Source organism: Stenotrophomonas sp. UBA7606 (assembly GCF_002477705.1).
Lineage (GTDB): Bacteria > Pseudomonadota > Gammaproteobacteria > Xanthomonadales > Xanthomonadaceae > Stenotrophomonas.
This window is the reverse complement of record NZ_DLJW01000003.1, coordinates 17651-32220: the sequence shown is the minus strand read 5'-3', so window position 1 is coordinate 32220 and position 14570 is coordinate 17651. Positions and strand designations below refer to the sequence as shown.

The following is a 14570-nucleotide window of genomic DNA, read 5'->3' as shown; positions in this document are numbered from 1 at the left end:
GGGCACGCCCGGGGATCAAACCTTGAACACGGCGTCGTCGGCGCCGCCAACCGCGTCACTTTCCCGTGCAGCCAGGTTGGCTTCGCTGTGGTGATGGTGGATTTCGTCAACATGGTGCGGATCGACACCCAGCTGCGCCACCGCTCCAGCCCCGGCCGACGCCGCGTCATTGGCCAGGTCGATGCTGGTGGCAACGGAGAGCTGCTGGTCGAGTGTTGCCGCATCAGGTGACTGCGCGAACGCACCACCCGTCACGCTGCCCGCCAGAACCAACGCCAATGCAGACAGCGCCTTGGGTGTTTTGAGATTGTCAGCCATTGCAGATTTCCTTCTTGAGAGAGTTGGGAAACACCATGACCAAGACAGCGCGCACACCAGGAACGCGTCCCGGTGTAGCCCCCCTACCTTGGCAACAGCGGGGCGTCTTGCTTGATGCAGGCAAGCGACGCGGCCCGCACCCTCACTAGACGCCATCACCACCATCGGGGCAAACGCCGTGCTGTTCTCCGCACAGCACGGCATTCCCCCCCTCATAGATAGGCAGCCATGCCTTCCATCAGCGCAAGCACGCGATCAACGAAGGACAGTGGCAACTGTCGCGACAACCCAACCATCCGCTGTTCGGCCGCGAGCCGCGGGGACAATGAAACCGTTGTATGCGTGGACGATGGCGGTACTGACGGTTCGCCATGAACCAACCAATCCAGGCTGACCTGCAACGTCACGCTCAGTGCCTGCAGGTGCTCAAGGCTTGGCGAGAAAGCCCCACCGCGCTCCCAATGCCCGACGGTCGCCCTGTTCACACCGATCGCGACCGCCAGTTCCGTCTGCGACAGTCCTGCACTGACGCGTGATGCCTTGATCCGCGCGGACATTGATGGATCCTCCATCCCAACCTCCCTGTTGCCTCTGTTGCGATGCACGCGCACAGCGCCACCGTTAGAGTCGCCAGCGCAAGCACAGCGCGTCCAATCATGTTTGGTTCTTTGCGACCGGAAGATGGTGAATGGCAGCCAGGCATCTGCGGCTGCGCAACGTCTGCGTGACGTCCCTCTCCAGACAATGCTGCTGGCGCGATAAAGACCCGATGGGCGCCGCCACGTGCGCTGGGCAATTGCAGGCGCAACGCGGACGAAACGTGTTGCCAGGCGCCGCGCTCACTGCCTGCTTGCGCTCCAGCTGGGCTGCCGGATTAGAAGCCACGGCGCGGAAACGGAGCAGATCAAACAACAAAAAAGGGCTCGCATTTCTGCGAGCCCTTGAAATTTTTGGTGGCCGAGGACGGAATCGAACCGCCGACACGGGGATTTTCAATCCGGCCACGGCTTTCCAAGTAATTGAATTTAAAGGCTTGTGCAATCCTACTAACAAAAGCCATGCACCGTAATTAGCGGGTCTCAGCGGTGGCTATATTCCCTACTGGTGCAAAAACGGTGCAAGTTTTTATGGGCCGCCGCCTGCCCGTTCTTCTTCCGTGATCGCCCCGGACTCGGGGCTTTGGGCATCGCGTTCCCTCGGGCGGAAACCCACCTCTCTGTCCAGCGCTTGGCCTGCTCAAACGATCCGGCCCGGAAGGTGTGGACCCGACCCTGCCACGTCACCGAACCATGCACCTTCCCATCGACCAGCCGCAACACGGCCACCTGCCAGTAGTTCAGGCCCAGGAAACAAATGTCCGGGTTGTCGGTCCAGCGGTAGCATTCGGGGAGCATGCCCCAGCCTAGCGCCGGGGCGTCTCAGGGCCTGGGATTAGAGGCCAGCAGCTGCCAGCCTCTGCTCCACGGTATCCAACCTGTGGGCCAGTCCGCGAGCAATGAACGCCAGCAGCTCGTCCATCCGGAAGCTGTAGCGGTCGCCAGCTGCACGGTATTCCTGCGCCACCTCGCCCTCTTCGCCGACCACCTCGGGCAGCTCGTCCCACTGGTCATAGCAGATGAAGCCGTATGCGAACGGGTCAAGGCCATGCGATTCAAGGATGGCAATCGCCCCCTGCACCGTCATACCGATGTGCTCCCGGGCCGCGTCGCCCTTCTCGGCAATCATCGCCAGCCACTGGTACGCGCCGACTGCGCTCCCCAACTCTGCCGCTGCCGCCAGCTCGGATGCTGTCAGCGGTCGAACCGTTGTCTTCTCGCGGGCGTCGGAAGTGTTGATTGTGCCGGTTGCTGCGTAAACCGTTGACCAGCGGTTGCTCGCCCCTCCTAGGGTCTGAGCGTTATCAACACCGGGGCGGACATATGTACTACTGACTTGCACAAAAGTGGTAGAAGCATCAGCCGATGTGATCGAGAGCCCTGCAGACATTCCTCGCAACTGAAATCCGACCGTTATGTCGCCATCTCTAATGAACTGAGCGAATGGCAACCCGCCTGTTCGGTTTACTTGGATTCCTGCGGACGGCCCCTTCAAGCTAAGCGTGTACGCTGGCGAAGACTCTCCAACCCCTAGCCTGCGGTTTAGCTCGTCATAGAAGAGTCCAGTGCCGATTGAGGGCGAGCTTGTGCCGTCTCCCCGCAAAAACTCTGCGCTGCTTCCAGTTGGCTTGGAAAAGTACTGCGTGTGCGGGTCCGATGCAGCGACGTGGGCAGAGACAGCAGAAGATGCACTCCCAACCGGATCTGCCCCAACGTCCGACGCATCCAGCACCACGCCGCCGGTTTCGCCATTGACCGACTGCACTGGGGCGGCTGCAGCGGCTTCGGCCTCGGTGGTGTACTGCGGATGTGGGTCTGCGGCTAAGACGTGGGCTGCAACTGCAGCGGCAGCAGCGCCAGCCGGATCAGCGCCCACGTCCCCTGCATCGAGGATGACAGCGCCGTACTTCCTGTTGACGGACTTCACCGGCAGGATGCCCGGCTCGCTCAGCTCGGCCAGTTCCTTCTGTATCGCGGCCAGCTGCTCGGCAAGGCCCCCGGCATTGAGGCTGACCTCCACCGACTTGAAGAATCGCCACCACTCGGCATTCAGGGGCTGACCGCGTGAGATATCGGAGGTCGCCTTTGGGATCATCAGCGCCATTACTCAGCCTCCACTTGCCCCTGAGCGATCCACTGGAATACGACGGGGTTGACGATGTTCTGCTGCCCGGAGTTGCCCTCTGCCACGTCAAAACCAGCAGTGAAGCCGGTGGCGGTCGGGGGTGCTGTCACATAGGTGCAGACCGGTCCACCCGGCTGGCCGCCAGGGGCAGGCGTGATCGTCACGTTCGGCACGGTGCCGGTCTTGAACGCATTGGCGAAAGTGACCGCAAGCGTGGTTTGGTTGAGGCCGGACGCGGGGGCCGTGCCCGTGCCCTTCAGAATCTGCCAGTCCGTGTCACCGCCGGTCTTGATGACAACACGGTCAACGCTGGTCACCTCGGCAGCGGGCGGCGCTTCTGGCGGGGCCTTCCAGATCAGATTCGACCCATCAGTGCCCAGGATGTAGTCAGCCGAGCCCGAGGGGTCCGGAACCTGCCGCACGTCCTGCCAGATGAGGTTGGAGCCGTCGTTGGTCAGGAACTGGCCCGTGACCAGCGCCGGAATGGTCGCACCGCTGCCCTGTCCGCTGTCTACGTCGCGGGTCCAGACGACTGCCCCGTCGCCGTCGCGCAGCGTGATGGTGTAGGCCCCGTCCAGCCAGATATTGGTGTCAGTCCGGCCCGACGAATCCAGCTCCACCGGGTTGGCGTTCGGAGTCGATTGGTCAGGATCGGACCAAGTGTCCTTTTCCGTGGTGGTGCCGATCTCGCAAAACGTCAGCGACCCGTCAGCGCACGGCTTTAGGCCCAACAGATCCATCAGAACCGGGGCCGGGTTGTAGAAGCGGTAGGTCATTCAGGACTCCAGAAATGACAAAGCCCGCACTAGGCGGGCTGTTAGGTGTGGGCTTCACGCCCCAGTGGTACGATCTGGGGTCAAGGAGGAACTATCTATGACTTGGCTCTACGCCCTAGCTTTGAAAATGGTGTTTGCCCCAGTCTTCTTCTTTCTGTACTGGCTTGTTGCCATCAAGGGCGGAAACTCTATTTGTCGCCTTCTGCCAGATGGGAAGCTAAAGCGTGCGCTCCTAAAAGAACGCACGTTCTAACTCAGTCTCTCTGCGCCCCTGCACTCCGCCCAGACGCCATGGCCAGCTGTCCAAGCATCGCCCTGACCGGAGCCCTGTCCTTTTCAGGAAGTGCCGCCAGGACTCGCTTCGCCTCCTGCGGGTTTGCCATCATGAAAGCCAAGCGCTCTTGCAGTTGCTCGTTGGCTTTCGCCTCAAAGTGCTCAAAGAACTGTCCGGCCCATGGGATTCGTGTAGCCAGCGACTGCTTGGCAATTCGATCCCCAATGGCTAGGCGCTCAGCCGTCTGACTGCCTGCCGTTCCTGACCGCTGGCGATTGGCCTGCCGGACCATGTCCTGCTGAATTGCCCTTATGGCTGAAACGTCCTCAGCAGAAAGGATGTCTGCTGCCCGTGCCTTCTTGAAGCCAGTGGCCTTCGCCGCGATGGCGTCCAAGTCGCCAGTTGCCCTCATGACTCCTGCGGGGGTCAGCACCGGATTCCCAAGCTGATCGGGAACAGCGCCGGAAGATCGCTGCAGCACCTCCCTGCCAACTTCCATCCGATTGATTGGCTTGGAAGCTTGGCGGTATGCCTGTAGGTACTCCGGGAAGCTCGGGGCCCGTTGCGCGAGCTGCTCATCCAGCGCATCGCGGATCTGCATCAACTCGCGTGTAGCCGCCTTGGCGTAACCCTTATCTGGACCAGCCTTCCCCTCAAGCAGATCTCCAATGTACTTGCGCGATCCATACAGACTAGCAACAGAGTCTCCAGCCCTATCAAGGGAACGAGCGACATCATTCACCGCAGACTGAACACTTGGTCGAGTTGCGTTTGCCGCTTGAATATCGCCAACCGTGCTCCGCAGACTCTTCAGGCCCTCAGAAACGGCAGGGGTATCCAGCACCTCGGGTAGCACGATTGACGGCTTGAGGCCTAGCGAAGAAAGCCGCGTATTCTCCAGTACGGCTGCGTCCCTGGCAGCCTGAGCGGCTGCCCTTTCGCTTGCCACGGTAGCGGCCTGTCTTGCCTCGCTATCAGCACCCTCGCGCATCGCCTCCCCAAGCCTACCGGCAACAACGTCACTGCGAGCAGCTTCAGCAGCAGCCATGTCAGCATCCGTTCCTGCGATCCTTTCAAGTTGCCCGACTCTGGCTGCATTGTTCGACTGGTCGATAGCCTCAAACGCGCCTCGATTCCTTGCGCGCATCGCATTCTCAAGAGCCATAAGCCCGGCGTCCTGCGTGGACTCGCCGAGGGTAAGCCGGACACCTGGAACCGCCGACTGCTGGTAGGTCAGTGCGTTCGGACTGGTTGCCTCGCGCGCAACAAGCTCTGCAGCCCTTCGATCAGTTCCAGAGAGGCCGGTGCGAGCCAGCAGGTTTCCAAGTCCAGACGCCGTCGCGCCAGCAACCTTGACTAGCCCAGCACCAGCGCCGCCGCCAAGGCCACCAAGAAGCATGTTCAAGCCGCGATCTTGGGCGCCAGTGTTCGGCTGTACCGCGCCAATTACCCCGCCCTGCAGTGCATTCCCTCGGATAGTAGTGGGGAGGATTGCAGGAGCGGCTGCAGTTCCTCGAGCCAGAGCGCCGGGGCCAAGAATCTGCGCAATGGTGCCAGCCACGTTTCCAGACAGCCCGGCTCCGGTACTGGTCAGATCGCGGTCGCCCTCACGGCGGTCAGCCGCACTCTGCCGCATCTCCTGACGCTCCCGGCCCATCTGCGCGAGTCCATTCACCATCCCCTCGGTGAACCCCTGCCCCTTAAGGAGGCCAAGGACGCCAGAGCTTACTGCCGAAAACCCCAACCCCGGCATATCGCCAAGGAACTGCCTGGCACCTTCGCCAGTATCAACCAAAGATTTGCCGACGCCAGCAGCGAAACGCTCGCTCCCTGACATGCCGTCAGTAGCGCGATGTTGCTGTTCCGCTGCCCTACTCTCAGGGATGCCGCCCACAATATCGATCTCCAGCGCCGGACCGGAGCCGTAGCTGGAGTCTTCCGGCATCAACTCGAAACCCGGGGGAAGCGGCGGCGCGCTACTGCCCTGCGGCTGCTCAAGCTCAAATCCCGGGGGTAGCGGGGGAGTCGTCATTGCACTGGCACCCATTGTCCGTTGCGGAGTTCGATTACTTGGCCCGTCTGCGGGTTACGGGCGCGCTGGGGGATTGCATTGGTCTGCGGACGATCAGGAGCCGCCTGCCGTGGCGCACTGGCAGATAGCTGCCTCTGGCTACGTGTCAGGACGTTCTCCACCTGACCGATAGCCGAATCCAGATCCTCGTGGCTCTGCGCGGTGGTCAGATTTGCAATAGCCGCCCGCAGCGCATCGCCCTCACGCTCGGTCAAACTGCCGAATCCAGAAGCGCCAGTAGAGCTGGCCGCCTTCAGACTCTGCAGAGTGTTGATGAGCATCTGGCTCTTGATTGTCTCCAGTAGCGCGTTAGCGCCCTTGGCATCAGTTCGGATCAATGGCGTGCTCAATGCCGCATCGCCCATCACCGTGCCTAGTTGCCTGTAGCCAGGGTGGTTACGAAGCCGCTGGATTGTGCCCAGACTGTCAGTAACCGATGATATGGCTTGCTGCGCTGCCATGTCCGCCTTCTGGCGCTTTTCCTCCTCTCCACGCCTCCGCTGGTCTGCCGCTTCTTGCCGAGCAGCAGACGCCTCGCGCGCAGCCTCATCAGCACGATTAGCTGCGCGCCCAGCCATGTCCAGCCGCATCTGTTCTGCAGCGGAGATTTCAGGCTTCGGCCCAACTCCGGCAACTCGAACTGGCTCAAGGCTGCTAGGCAAAGCAGCGACAGCTGAGCCTCCATTCGGATTCATCCTCGCCGCGAGGAATGCATCAACCTGCGCATCCGAAATACCGGCCGCGATCATTTCGTTTGCCAGTGCTGCGTCAGCGTCCACCTGCGCCTGCGTGCCGCCTTGCTCAAGCGGATTTGCGGGCGTCCCTTGCGCATGCCCTTGGCGTTGGCTGATAAGCGCATTGTTCGGGCTCGGAATCCAAGCACCTGCGCGATCAGACCACATGTACTCCGGCTGACGTTCAGCCTGATACAAGATGTTCCCCTGAGGCCCAACTAGCGCATCACCAATCACCTTGTTCTGGCTTGACGTGCCGCCGCCCTGATAAGCCTGCACAATCGACTGTGCGGCCTTGTCGATGACCGGGGCGGTCTGGTCGTTGTACTCCTGCGGCATCTCAGACAAGCCGAAGCGGGACAGCGTCGGCACCATGCTGCGGTACAGGCCTGCGCGGGCCTGCGGCGGCGCATTGGTCAGAAGGCGCGCCATGTTCACCATGTTGGTGTTGCGACGCTCGTCCGAATAGGCCATCTGCTTCTCAGCCTGGAACGCCGAGCCAGCATCGACGCCAGCCATCTGAGCCAGCAGTGAGTCGCGCTGTTCCGGTGGCGTCGAATAGGACTGCGCTGCCAGCTGGTTGAGCTGGCTCTGGTCGCGCTGCTGCTTGATGCGCTGGCCGAAGTCCATGCCGCCGTGCAGGGAGGCCAAAAAATTCTGCTGATAGTCAGCCATTGATCAAGCTCCCCATGCCGACTTGCGGGCGTTACCGGCCAGCCAATTGGTGTTGTTGCCGAAGTTCGCAAGGCTGCCAAGGTTGGACCCGCCAGCGGTTGCCCCAGAGGCCGCGCCGTTGCCGAACAGGTTGGTCAGCCCGCTGAAGTTGCCGCCAGCGCCCGTGTAAGCCCCGAAGGCAGACCCAAGCGCATTGCCGTAGCCAGCCTGAGCCCCAGCGGTCGCCGAGGCCCTCTGCGCGTCAGCCTGACCCTTGATACCCATGGCATTGGCGAACTGATTGCCGTAGTTCTGCCCCAACTGCCCCATATACTGGGACTGGTTTTGGCCCATGCCAGCAAGCTGCATCAGGTTGCTGCGGTAGTTGTTGAGATTCTGGGATGCGAGGCCGGAGGCGAAGGTCATACGATCAGCATCGGCACCGCCTGAAAACAGGCTACCCCGCGCGGCTGCACTACGGTCCAAGCCCTGCAACCCCTGCTGCTGGGCAAACAGGTAGTCCGGTGAGCTATTGAAGCCGGAATAGTCGCCACTGTTCACGGCGTCCAGCTGGCTCAGCGCATTGGTTCCAGCGTCGTAGTACGGCTGGGCCAGCGACATGGAGTGGTCGTAGATGCCCTGCTGCTTATCGATGGTCTGCTGGGCCGCGTTGCTCTGCGCCTGTCCCGCCTTCTTCGCGGCTGCTCCCTGGCGGTTGGCGGAATACGCCATGCCAGCGCCGACAACGACTGCTGAAGTTACTGCTGCCATGGTTAGATATCCTTTGTGAAGCTGATTTCGGATTCCGCGTAGCCCGCGTGGCGATACAGCGCTGCGGCCTGCGGCGGGCTGTTGGGCATGTGGACCATCTGGATGCGCTCAGCGCCTGCGTCACGGCAGGGCTGCTCGACCACCGCCAGGAGTTGGCTGGCAATGCGTGAGCCGCGTGCGTCCGGGGCCACCCACCAGACAATCTCCACGGCGAACTTGCGGTTCTGGTTGAACAGGAAGGGCGCGATCATCAGGCCGATCATTCCGACCAGCTCACCGTCACGCTCGGCGACATAGAACACGTCGTTCTCGATCAGGCCGGTTGCCAGCCCCGCCACGCTCGCCTCGTCCATCTCGCACCAGTCGGCGTAGTGGGTAGTCGGGTAGAAACGTGCGGACATGCTGACGATCACCGGCACGTCGGCCAGTGTTGCTTTGCGAATTTCCATCAGCCCTCCGGCGTAAAAAAGGCGACTGCTACGAGTCGCCCTGTCTTTGCGTCATCGCCGAAGGCCGCGAAGGGCCAGCGGCTGTGGAACATGGCCGATTCATAGATGATGCAGCGGCCTAACTTCATCTCGGCCAGGGCAATCTGGTCCCACTTGTCGGCGTCGTCCCAGTCGTGGCGAACGTGCTCAAACAGGCTAAGGTCGCCCTGCTCAATGCGGCTTGCGCCGGTTTGCTTGTGACGCCAGAAGGCGGTGCCACCCTCGCCCTCGCTCAGGTAGAGGACGGCGGCATGTGTGCCCCAGCCCATATCCGAGTGAATGGCCGCATTCGGCAACTCGCCATTGAAGTTGAGCCGGTAGCCCATACCCAGCATCTCAACCGGCCCCATGGCCTTCTCAATGCCTTCTCTCAGCCCCGGCACCTCAGCGATGGCGATGCGCTTGTAGATTTCGCCGTCTGGCCCATGCCAATCAACGTAGTTTGCGCGCAGGCCATCTGCCCGCACCGATTCAGGATCGGGCAGGAAGTCATCAATTATCAGCATCGTCAGCCCCTCGGCTCTATGCGCAGACTTGCGCCCAGCAGATCCCTCTTCACCGGGCTGGAGATTTGAATCTGGAACACAAAGCGGTAGCCCTCGCCCAGTCGGGTGAAGCGCACGCGCTGCTGGTATTCGCCGATTGCGCCCAGGGAACGCTTCTTCCAGTTCGACCAGTTGCGCCCGCCGTCCTTGCTGTAGCGGACCAGCACATGATGGTCAGGGGGCGGCGGCGGGGGTGGCGGAATGTCCGGGACCAGAGTCAGCACAGCCACTTGGTCGTAGCTGTTGGGCGCAACAAACATCGTCGGAGACGTTGAAACCGCCACGGTCGCCCACGCGAAGGTCGACATGTCAACGAACAGCGGGAACGCCCCTGACACCGGCATCGAACCATCTGCGGACCAAATCTTATGCGCGAACACGAACCCTTCTACAGTTCGCACCAGCAGCCACAGGTCTTCAGCCAGTGGCGGGGTAACCGTGTAGGAGACGCTGGCAGACAGGGTGTCCCCGGGAGTCTCAGCCCCGCCGTACTCCATGGTCCCGTTTGGCTGCTCTGCGTATGCCCCGTAGCAGTTGAGCACCCATCGCTCGCCGTCGAACGTGGTTGATACCAGCGTCCAGCCGGTCAAGGAGGCCAACAGATTGCTCATTTGACCTCCCTCAGTGCTGCATCAGTGGCTGCGGCGATCTCGGCGGGCGTGGCGTTCTCGACCAGCGCCAAGTCAGGCCGCTTGATCGCAGCCAGCTCCCGGCGTGCAGCCTCAGGATTGCCCCGCCGCTGCTTCCTGCTGCCGCTCTCTGCATAGATGCGGTGGCTGTAGACGCACTGCGGGATGTGGACCGGCTCAAACATGCTCAGCGCGTACTGATCCGGGTAGAACTGGAAGGCGCTGTAGCCGATCTGCTGCAGGGCATCGCGGCGGTACACGGCCAAGTGATGGCGGGCGTCCGGCGCAGGCGTGATCACTTCGCCTGTTACGTGGTTCTCGCCGGTTGTGATGGCATCGACACCGGCAGCCAGATGGTCGGCCAGCACCGCAAAGGCGTTCGGCTCCACCCAGTCGTCATCGTCAACATGGGTCACGTAGGGGTGGCTGCCCAAGGCATAGCCGTTCGCCCTCGCCCGGCCTAGGTGGCCCACTACGCCCGGCAGGAAGTGGACCGCCACCGGGTATCCAGCCTGCTCTGCGGCAGCCTGCAGCGACTGCTTGCAGCGCTCCAGTACCTGCGCTGGCGTGTAGTCCATCACCAGCACATGCACGTCAAGGCCGATCATGGCGTCACCTCGGCCGGGAATGGCACTGGCACCGTCTGTTTGCGACCTACGTCAAACTCCAGGTTCATCTCGGGGATGCCGATGCGGTTACCACTGTCGCTGATCTCGGCGGAGGTGTAGGTGGCGATCAGCTCGTCGTCGCCCTCCAGCACATAGTCCCAGTCCAGCAGCCACAAGCGCCCGTCTTGGAAGTCGCCGCCGATCCATTTCCGGCCCCACGACGTGACGGTGTTCAGCCGCCAGCGCTTGAGGCCGAACGACTGGCGACGGTGCCATAGCCCGACTACCACGTCGTAGCCGTAGGTCTCGCCATCGGGGAACGTGATGTAGTAGACCTTGTGGCCCTCGTCCTCCCAAGTGAACGCAAATGCGTTTTTCCAGTCAGACGCGGCGATGGTCTTTTCAATCGCTCGGGTGCTGATCGGGACAGCGCGGTAACCATCAAGTCGGTACACCACCCCGTCATTACCCAGCCACATGACCGAGTTGTCCAGGTTCTGGACCGTGTCGCGGGATGCGCATCCAACGTCTGCCGTTACGCCCTTGGAATGGAACGTCCCAGTCGCCTCGCCGGTATTGCCGTAGAACTCGGTGGTTCGCTCACCGAACAGGATCACTTCGCCCTGATTGACCGCAAGGCCCACCAACCGATCAGGCTGGCTCTCTGCCTCGCCCCGATCCAGCGTGTTGTAGCTCAGGCCATCGGCAAGATCCGAATGCAGCCAGAAGCGCCCGAACGGCTCCAGATAGAACAGGTAGCCGTCGATGAACTTCACGTCGATAGCGCCCGGGAACCCGTCATCAGTGATGCGGGTGAACGCCTGCGTTGCCGTGTTGTAGATATAGCCCGACTGACCATTCACCACGGCCAGCTGATTGCCGTTCTTGACCTGGTTGTGAGCCATGCGCACCCGGCCAACGCCGGGAATGGTGCCGCGACTGATGCCGACACCCTTCGCCGTGACCTCGTACAGCGTCTGCCCAGAGACAACGAACAGACGGCCCTCAGCGTTATGCACGCCACGAATCGGCCCCGGGCTAATACGCTGGTACGGCTTCAGGCCCGGAGGCGTCCGCAGCTTGAACTGCGTTTTCGTCCCAGGCTGATCCGCCACTACAGGCAGGAAGTTGCACACGTCTTGCACAGACCAAGCCGGAGAGTCGTCGCGGTTGAAGCCTGCCAGCAGGTTTACGCGAGTGAGGGGCATTAGACCTCCCACCTATCAGTGCGGATGTTGTAGGCGCCACCCAAACCAAGAAGCCCCGGCTCCAGCGTCATCGGATTGCTGGAAAACACATCCGCCAGCACGTCAGACTTCAGCCTGCGGGCGGTATCGACCACGTCAGGCTCTAGCGAAGCGCCGTAACGCGGCCGCAGTCGCAAAGCCAAGTTGAACATGACGGCCTCGTCAACCTCAGGTGGAACGGGCAGCACATCGGCTGGGTTGGATACCGGCGTCCAGCCAACGGAATACCCGTTCGCCTCCCAGCGAGCCATCATCATGTTCAGCGAGCTGATGCCCGTAGCCATGTCCTCAGCCTCTGCTGCCTCTGTCGCGTCTTTCACGCGCAACAGATCCAAGGCCCCAGAAACGATTTCTGCGACAGTCGTCATTGCGGCCTCTAAAAGAAGAAGGGGCGCCCCGATGGACGCCCCTTTGGTTGCTGCTAAACCGCTATTAGGCGGTGGTCTTGATGATGCCCAGGGCCGCCAGCGCCGTTGCCAGCTGGGCGGCAGTGACCGATGCCAAGCTGAGCGCAGCCGGCTGGGCGGCGGGGGTTGCGCCGAAGAAGCCAACCTTGGAGGTCGCATTGCGACCAACCACGGTGCCGTCCTCGGTCTCCACGGCCGAGGCCGCGCGGGTATTGCCAGTGTCGAGTGCCATCTATCGTCCTCCTTAGAACGAAGTCGGGTCGTTGGGGATAACCACGCCCCATTCCGGGCGCAGAACAGCCGAGCCCCACAGAATGTCGACGCGGTTGAGAAACAGGTCGTTGACAGTGTCGTAGTCGCGGACCATACGCAGGGACAGGCCGTCCAGGTTGACCCGGCTTGCGTCCTTGTTCTCCGGCAGCGGCAGATCGACCGTTGCGAAGGTCAGGAAGTCGCGAGCGAAGCCCAAGTTCACGCCAGTCTGTGCGGCAGCGCCAAGCACCGAAACCGGTGCTGCAGCATTCGGGGACGCAGTGACGTTCTGCTCCGGACCGGTCGGGATGATGGCCGGACTGATCTTCACCGCACCAGCGCCACCTGCGAAGTTCTCCGTAACTACGAAGGTCTGCAGGAAGCCGGTCGACACCTTGGTCGCCGGGTTGACCGCATAGACACCAGCGATGGTGATGTGCTGGCCTGCGATCAGCGTGCCGGTGCCTGCACCAACAGTCAGGCTGGAGCCAGTCTGGCCTGCGCCAGTCACGGTGTAGCCCGAAGCGGTTGCCGTACCGATTGCCTGCGCTGGCATGTTGGTGGTTTCGAACCAATCGAAGCCAGCCGCACGCGCCATCAGGCCATCTTCGTACTGCTCGGCCAAGCGATCCTGCGAGTTGAAGAAGCCCTTCAGCTGGTCGACCACCTGCACGGTGCCACTGGTGTTGGTCACCAGATAGCGCTGGCTCGGGGCCAAGCTGTCAGTCAGCAGCTTGTTGGCGCGCAACGCTTCGGAGAAGTCCAGCTTGCCATCGGCGTTCGACACGTAGTTGCTGGCGAACGGCAGGGCCCGCTGCAGCACGGTGGTTTCGATGACCGAAGCCAGATCGGCCAGCGGCTGATCCAAGTAACGCTTGCGGAAGTCATCGATGTTCAGCGCCATGTCTGCCGAATTCCACGCCAGATCGATGCCGGTCTGGTCAGTGATGGTCAGCGGCACGGTCTTGTCCACCATGTTGCTCGCATCCATGATGCGGCCCTGGCGGATCTTGGCGTGGGTCGGCACACGAATGTCGATGGAGTTGCCGATCTTGGCGCCGGTAACGGCGAACTTGTCGTCGTACTCCATGTTGATCTTGCGCAGGAAGGTCAGCTTCTGTCGCAGGGTCGACAGAATCTCGCGGGTGATCAGCTTGGTGTTGAGATATTGATTTGCCACGTTCTATGGTTCCTTATCGAAGGCCCTTCTGCTTCCGTTCCTTGCGGCGCTGCTCGTCGTACTCACGCATGGACATTTCTTCCAGCGACTTCACGACAGCGGGCGCCCCAGTGAGGGTGGTCACAGGGGGCGGGGCTTTGGTCACGGCTTTGGGTGTGATCTGACGCGGCGGAGGCGGAGCGGAAAGCTCGGCCTCGATTCGGCCAATGGCTCGGGCAACACCCGCCAAGTTCATGGCCGAGATGCGCTCGGCCTCTTGGGGGTTCTTGCCGAGGTAGTAGGCCAATGCAGCGGGGTTGTCGGTGTCGGCGATGACGTCGACCATGTCCTGCGAGATGCGCAGGTAGGGGTTCGAAATCACTTCGAAGTAGTCGGGGTTGCTCTGGGCAAAGCCCTGGGCGCTCTCCTGCAGCTTCTGTTCACGCTTCTGCTGCGATTCGGCTTTTCGCTCCTGCCCGCGCTTCCACTCGTACCAAGCGGCGTTGTACTTCTGCACATCAAACTCGCAGCCTTCCAACGTCGGCTCTGTGGAATCCGCCTCCTTCACCGGCTGGGCCTGCTGCTGGTTGCCGCGTGTCGCCTGCTCCCTCCAGTAGTCCCGTTCCCGCTGCGCGTCGTACTTCTCGCGCGTCAGTTCATCGATGCGCTTTCCCACGCCCTTACGGGGCTTTGGGGCGGCCGCATCATCCGCTTCCGAAGCTGCCGACTCTTCGGTGTCGTTCTGCTCGTCTTCCTCTGCCTCTTGCTGTTCGTCGGCCTGTTCAGACTCAGCGGTTTGACTGGCCTCCTTCTCGGCTTCGGCTCGGGAATCTCGCGCGGCAATACCCGCGTCCAGGTGGCTGTTGTCCACCGGCTGCGGCTTCTCTACTTCACTGGTCATGTGCGCCTCTTGGCG

Annotated in this window: 16 protein-coding genes; all 16 read right to left on the bottom strand. The window is 61.9% G+C overall.

Annotated features, from left to right (window positions below; all coding sequences use genetic code 11):
• Positions 1-15 precede the first annotated feature (15 nt).
• Complete coding sequence (locus B2527_RS00935) at positions 16-318, bottom strand: hypothetical protein (RefSeq protein WP_293705571.1); 303 nt, start codon at positions 316-318, stop codon at positions 16-18.
• A gap of 212 nt (positions 319-530) precedes the next feature.
• Positions 531-875 carry a helix-turn-helix transcriptional regulator gene (locus B2527_RS00930; RefSeq protein ID WP_293705569.1) on the bottom strand — a complete coding sequence of 115 codons (345 nt, stop codon included), beginning with the start codon at positions 873-875 and terminating at the stop codon, positions 531-533.
• Between the two features lie 874 nt (positions 876-1749).
• Complete coding sequence (locus B2527_RS00925; RefSeq protein WP_293705567.1) at positions 1750-3018, bottom strand: tail fiber domain-containing protein; 1269 nt, start codon at positions 3016-3018, stop codon at positions 1750-1752.
• Positions 3018-3815, bottom strand: a complete 798-nt coding sequence (locus B2527_RS00920; protein ID WP_293705565.1) for a hypothetical protein — start codon at positions 3813-3815, stop codon at positions 3018-3020. Before B2527_RS00920 ends, B2527_RS00925 begins: the two co-directional genes overlap by 1 nt.
• 254 nt (positions 3816-4069) lie before the next feature.
• A complete protein-coding gene (locus B2527_RS00915) occupies positions 4070-6034 on the bottom strand; it encodes a hypothetical protein (RefSeq protein ID WP_293705563.1) in 1965 nt (654 codons plus the stop codon).
• 83 nt (positions 6035-6117) lie between these two features.
• Positions 6118-7569: a hypothetical protein gene (locus B2527_RS00910; RefSeq protein WP_293705561.1), complete on the bottom strand. Its 1452-nt coding sequence runs from the start codon at positions 7567-7569 to the stop codon at positions 6118-6120.
• A 3-nt stretch (positions 7570-7572) separates the two neighbouring features.
• A complete protein-coding gene (locus tag B2527_RS00905) occupies positions 7573-8319 on the bottom strand; it encodes a hypothetical protein (protein WP_293705559.1) in 747 nt (248 codons plus the stop codon).
• A gap of 2 nt (positions 8320-8321) precedes the next feature.
• Positions 8322-8768: a GNAT family N-acetyltransferase gene (locus tag B2527_RS00900; protein WP_293705557.1), complete on the bottom strand. Its 447-nt coding sequence runs from the start codon at positions 8766-8768 to the stop codon at positions 8322-8324.
• Positions 8768-9313, bottom strand: a complete 546-nt coding sequence (locus tag B2527_RS00895; protein WP_293705555.1) for a DUF6445 family protein — start codon at positions 9311-9313, stop codon at positions 8768-8770. The genes B2527_RS00900 and B2527_RS00895 overlap by 1 nt, the downstream gene beginning before the upstream one ends.
• A 2-nt stretch (positions 9314-9315) precedes the next feature.
• Positions 9316-9963 carry a hypothetical protein gene (locus B2527_RS00890; protein ID WP_293705553.1) on the bottom strand — a complete coding sequence of 216 codons (648 nt, stop codon included), beginning with the start codon at positions 9961-9963 and terminating at the stop codon, positions 9316-9318.
• Complete coding sequence (locus B2527_RS00885; RefSeq protein WP_293705552.1) at positions 9960-10589, bottom strand: glycosyltransferase family A protein; 630 nt, start codon at positions 10587-10589, stop codon at positions 9960-9962. The genes B2527_RS00890 and B2527_RS00885 overlap by 4 nt, the downstream gene beginning before the upstream one ends.
• Complete coding sequence (locus B2527_RS00880) at positions 10586-11797, bottom strand: packaged DNA stabilization protein (RefSeq protein ID WP_293705551.1); 1212 nt, start codon at positions 11795-11797, stop codon at positions 10586-10588. Before B2527_RS00880 ends, B2527_RS00885 begins: the two co-directional genes overlap by 4 nt.
• The gene (locus tag B2527_RS00875) at positions 11797-12204 is read right to left on the bottom strand and encodes a packaged DNA stabilization gp4 family protein (protein WP_293705549.1); all 408 of its coding nucleotides are present in this window, start codon (positions 12202-12204) and stop codon (positions 11797-11799) included. Before B2527_RS00875 ends, B2527_RS00880 begins: the two co-directional genes overlap by 1 nt.
• A gap of 64 nt (positions 12205-12268) precedes the next feature.
• The gene (locus tag B2527_RS00870) at positions 12269-12475 is read right to left on the bottom strand and encodes a hypothetical protein (protein WP_293705547.1); all 207 of its coding nucleotides are present in this window, start codon (positions 12473-12475) and stop codon (positions 12269-12271) included.
• A 12-nt stretch (positions 12476-12487) separates the two neighbouring features.
• Positions 12488-13675, bottom strand: a complete 1188-nt coding sequence (locus B2527_RS00865) for a P22 phage major capsid protein family protein (protein ID WP_293705545.1) — start codon at positions 13673-13675, stop codon at positions 12488-12490.
• 13 nt (positions 13676-13688) lie between these two features.
• Positions 13689-14555, bottom strand: a complete 867-nt coding sequence (locus tag B2527_RS00860; protein ID WP_293705543.1) for a hypothetical protein — start codon at positions 14553-14555, stop codon at positions 13689-13691.
• Between the last annotated feature and the right edge of the window lie 15 nt (positions 14556-14570).

Coding starts and splice junctions, on each gene's coding strand:
- B2527_RS00935 (WP_293705571.1), bottom strand. CDS start 318: ATGGCTGACAATCTCAAAACACCCAAGGCGCTGTCTGCATTGGCGTTG.
- B2527_RS00930 (WP_293705569.1), bottom strand. CDS start 875: ATGTCCGCGCGGATCAAGGCATCACGCGTCAGTGCAGGACTGTCGCAG.
- B2527_RS00925 (WP_293705567.1), bottom strand. CDS start 3,018: ATGGCGCTGATGATCCCAAAGGCGACCTCCGATATCTCACGCGGTCAG.
- B2527_RS00920 (WP_293705565.1), bottom strand. CDS start 3,815: ATGACCTACCGCTTCTACAACCCGGCCCCGGTTCTGATGGATCTGTTG.
- B2527_RS00915 (WP_293705563.1), bottom strand. CDS start 6,034: ATGCCGGAAGACTCCAGCTACGGCTCCGGTCCGGCGCTGGAGATCGAT.
- B2527_RS00910 (WP_293705561.1), bottom strand. CDS start 7,569: ATGGCTGACTATCAGCAGAATTTTTTGGCCTCCCTGCACGGCGGCATG.
- B2527_RS00905 (WP_293705559.1), bottom strand. CDS start 8,319: ATGGCAGCAGTAACTTCAGCAGTCGTTGTCGGCGCTGGCATGGCGTAT.
- B2527_RS00900 (WP_293705557.1), bottom strand. CDS start 8,768: ATGGAAATTCGCAAAGCAACACTGGCCGACGTGCCGGTGATCGTCAGC.
- B2527_RS00895 (WP_293705555.1), bottom strand. CDS start 9,313: ATGCTGATAATTGATGACTTCCTGCCCGATCCTGAATCGGTGCGGGCA.
- B2527_RS00890 (WP_293705553.1), bottom strand. CDS start 9,963: ATGAGCAATCTGTTGGCCTCCTTGACCGGCTGGACGCTGGTATCAACC.
- B2527_RS00885 (WP_293705552.1), bottom strand. CDS start 10,589: ATGATCGGCCTTGACGTGCATGTGCTGGTGATGGACTACACGCCAGCG.
- B2527_RS00880 (WP_293705551.1), bottom strand. CDS start 11,797: ATGCCCCTCACTCGCGTAAACCTGCTGGCAGGCTTCAACCGCGACGAC.
- B2527_RS00875 (WP_293705549.1), bottom strand. CDS start 12,204: ATGACGACTGTCGCAGAAATCGTTTCTGGGGCCTTGGATCTGTTGCGC.
- B2527_RS00870 (WP_293705547.1), bottom strand. CDS start 12,475: ATGGCACTCGACACTGGCAATACCCGCGCGGCCTCGGCCGTGGAGACC.
- B2527_RS00860 (WP_293705543.1), bottom strand. CDS start 14,555: ATGACCAGTGAAGTAGAGAAGCCGCAGCCGGTGGACAACAGCCACCTG.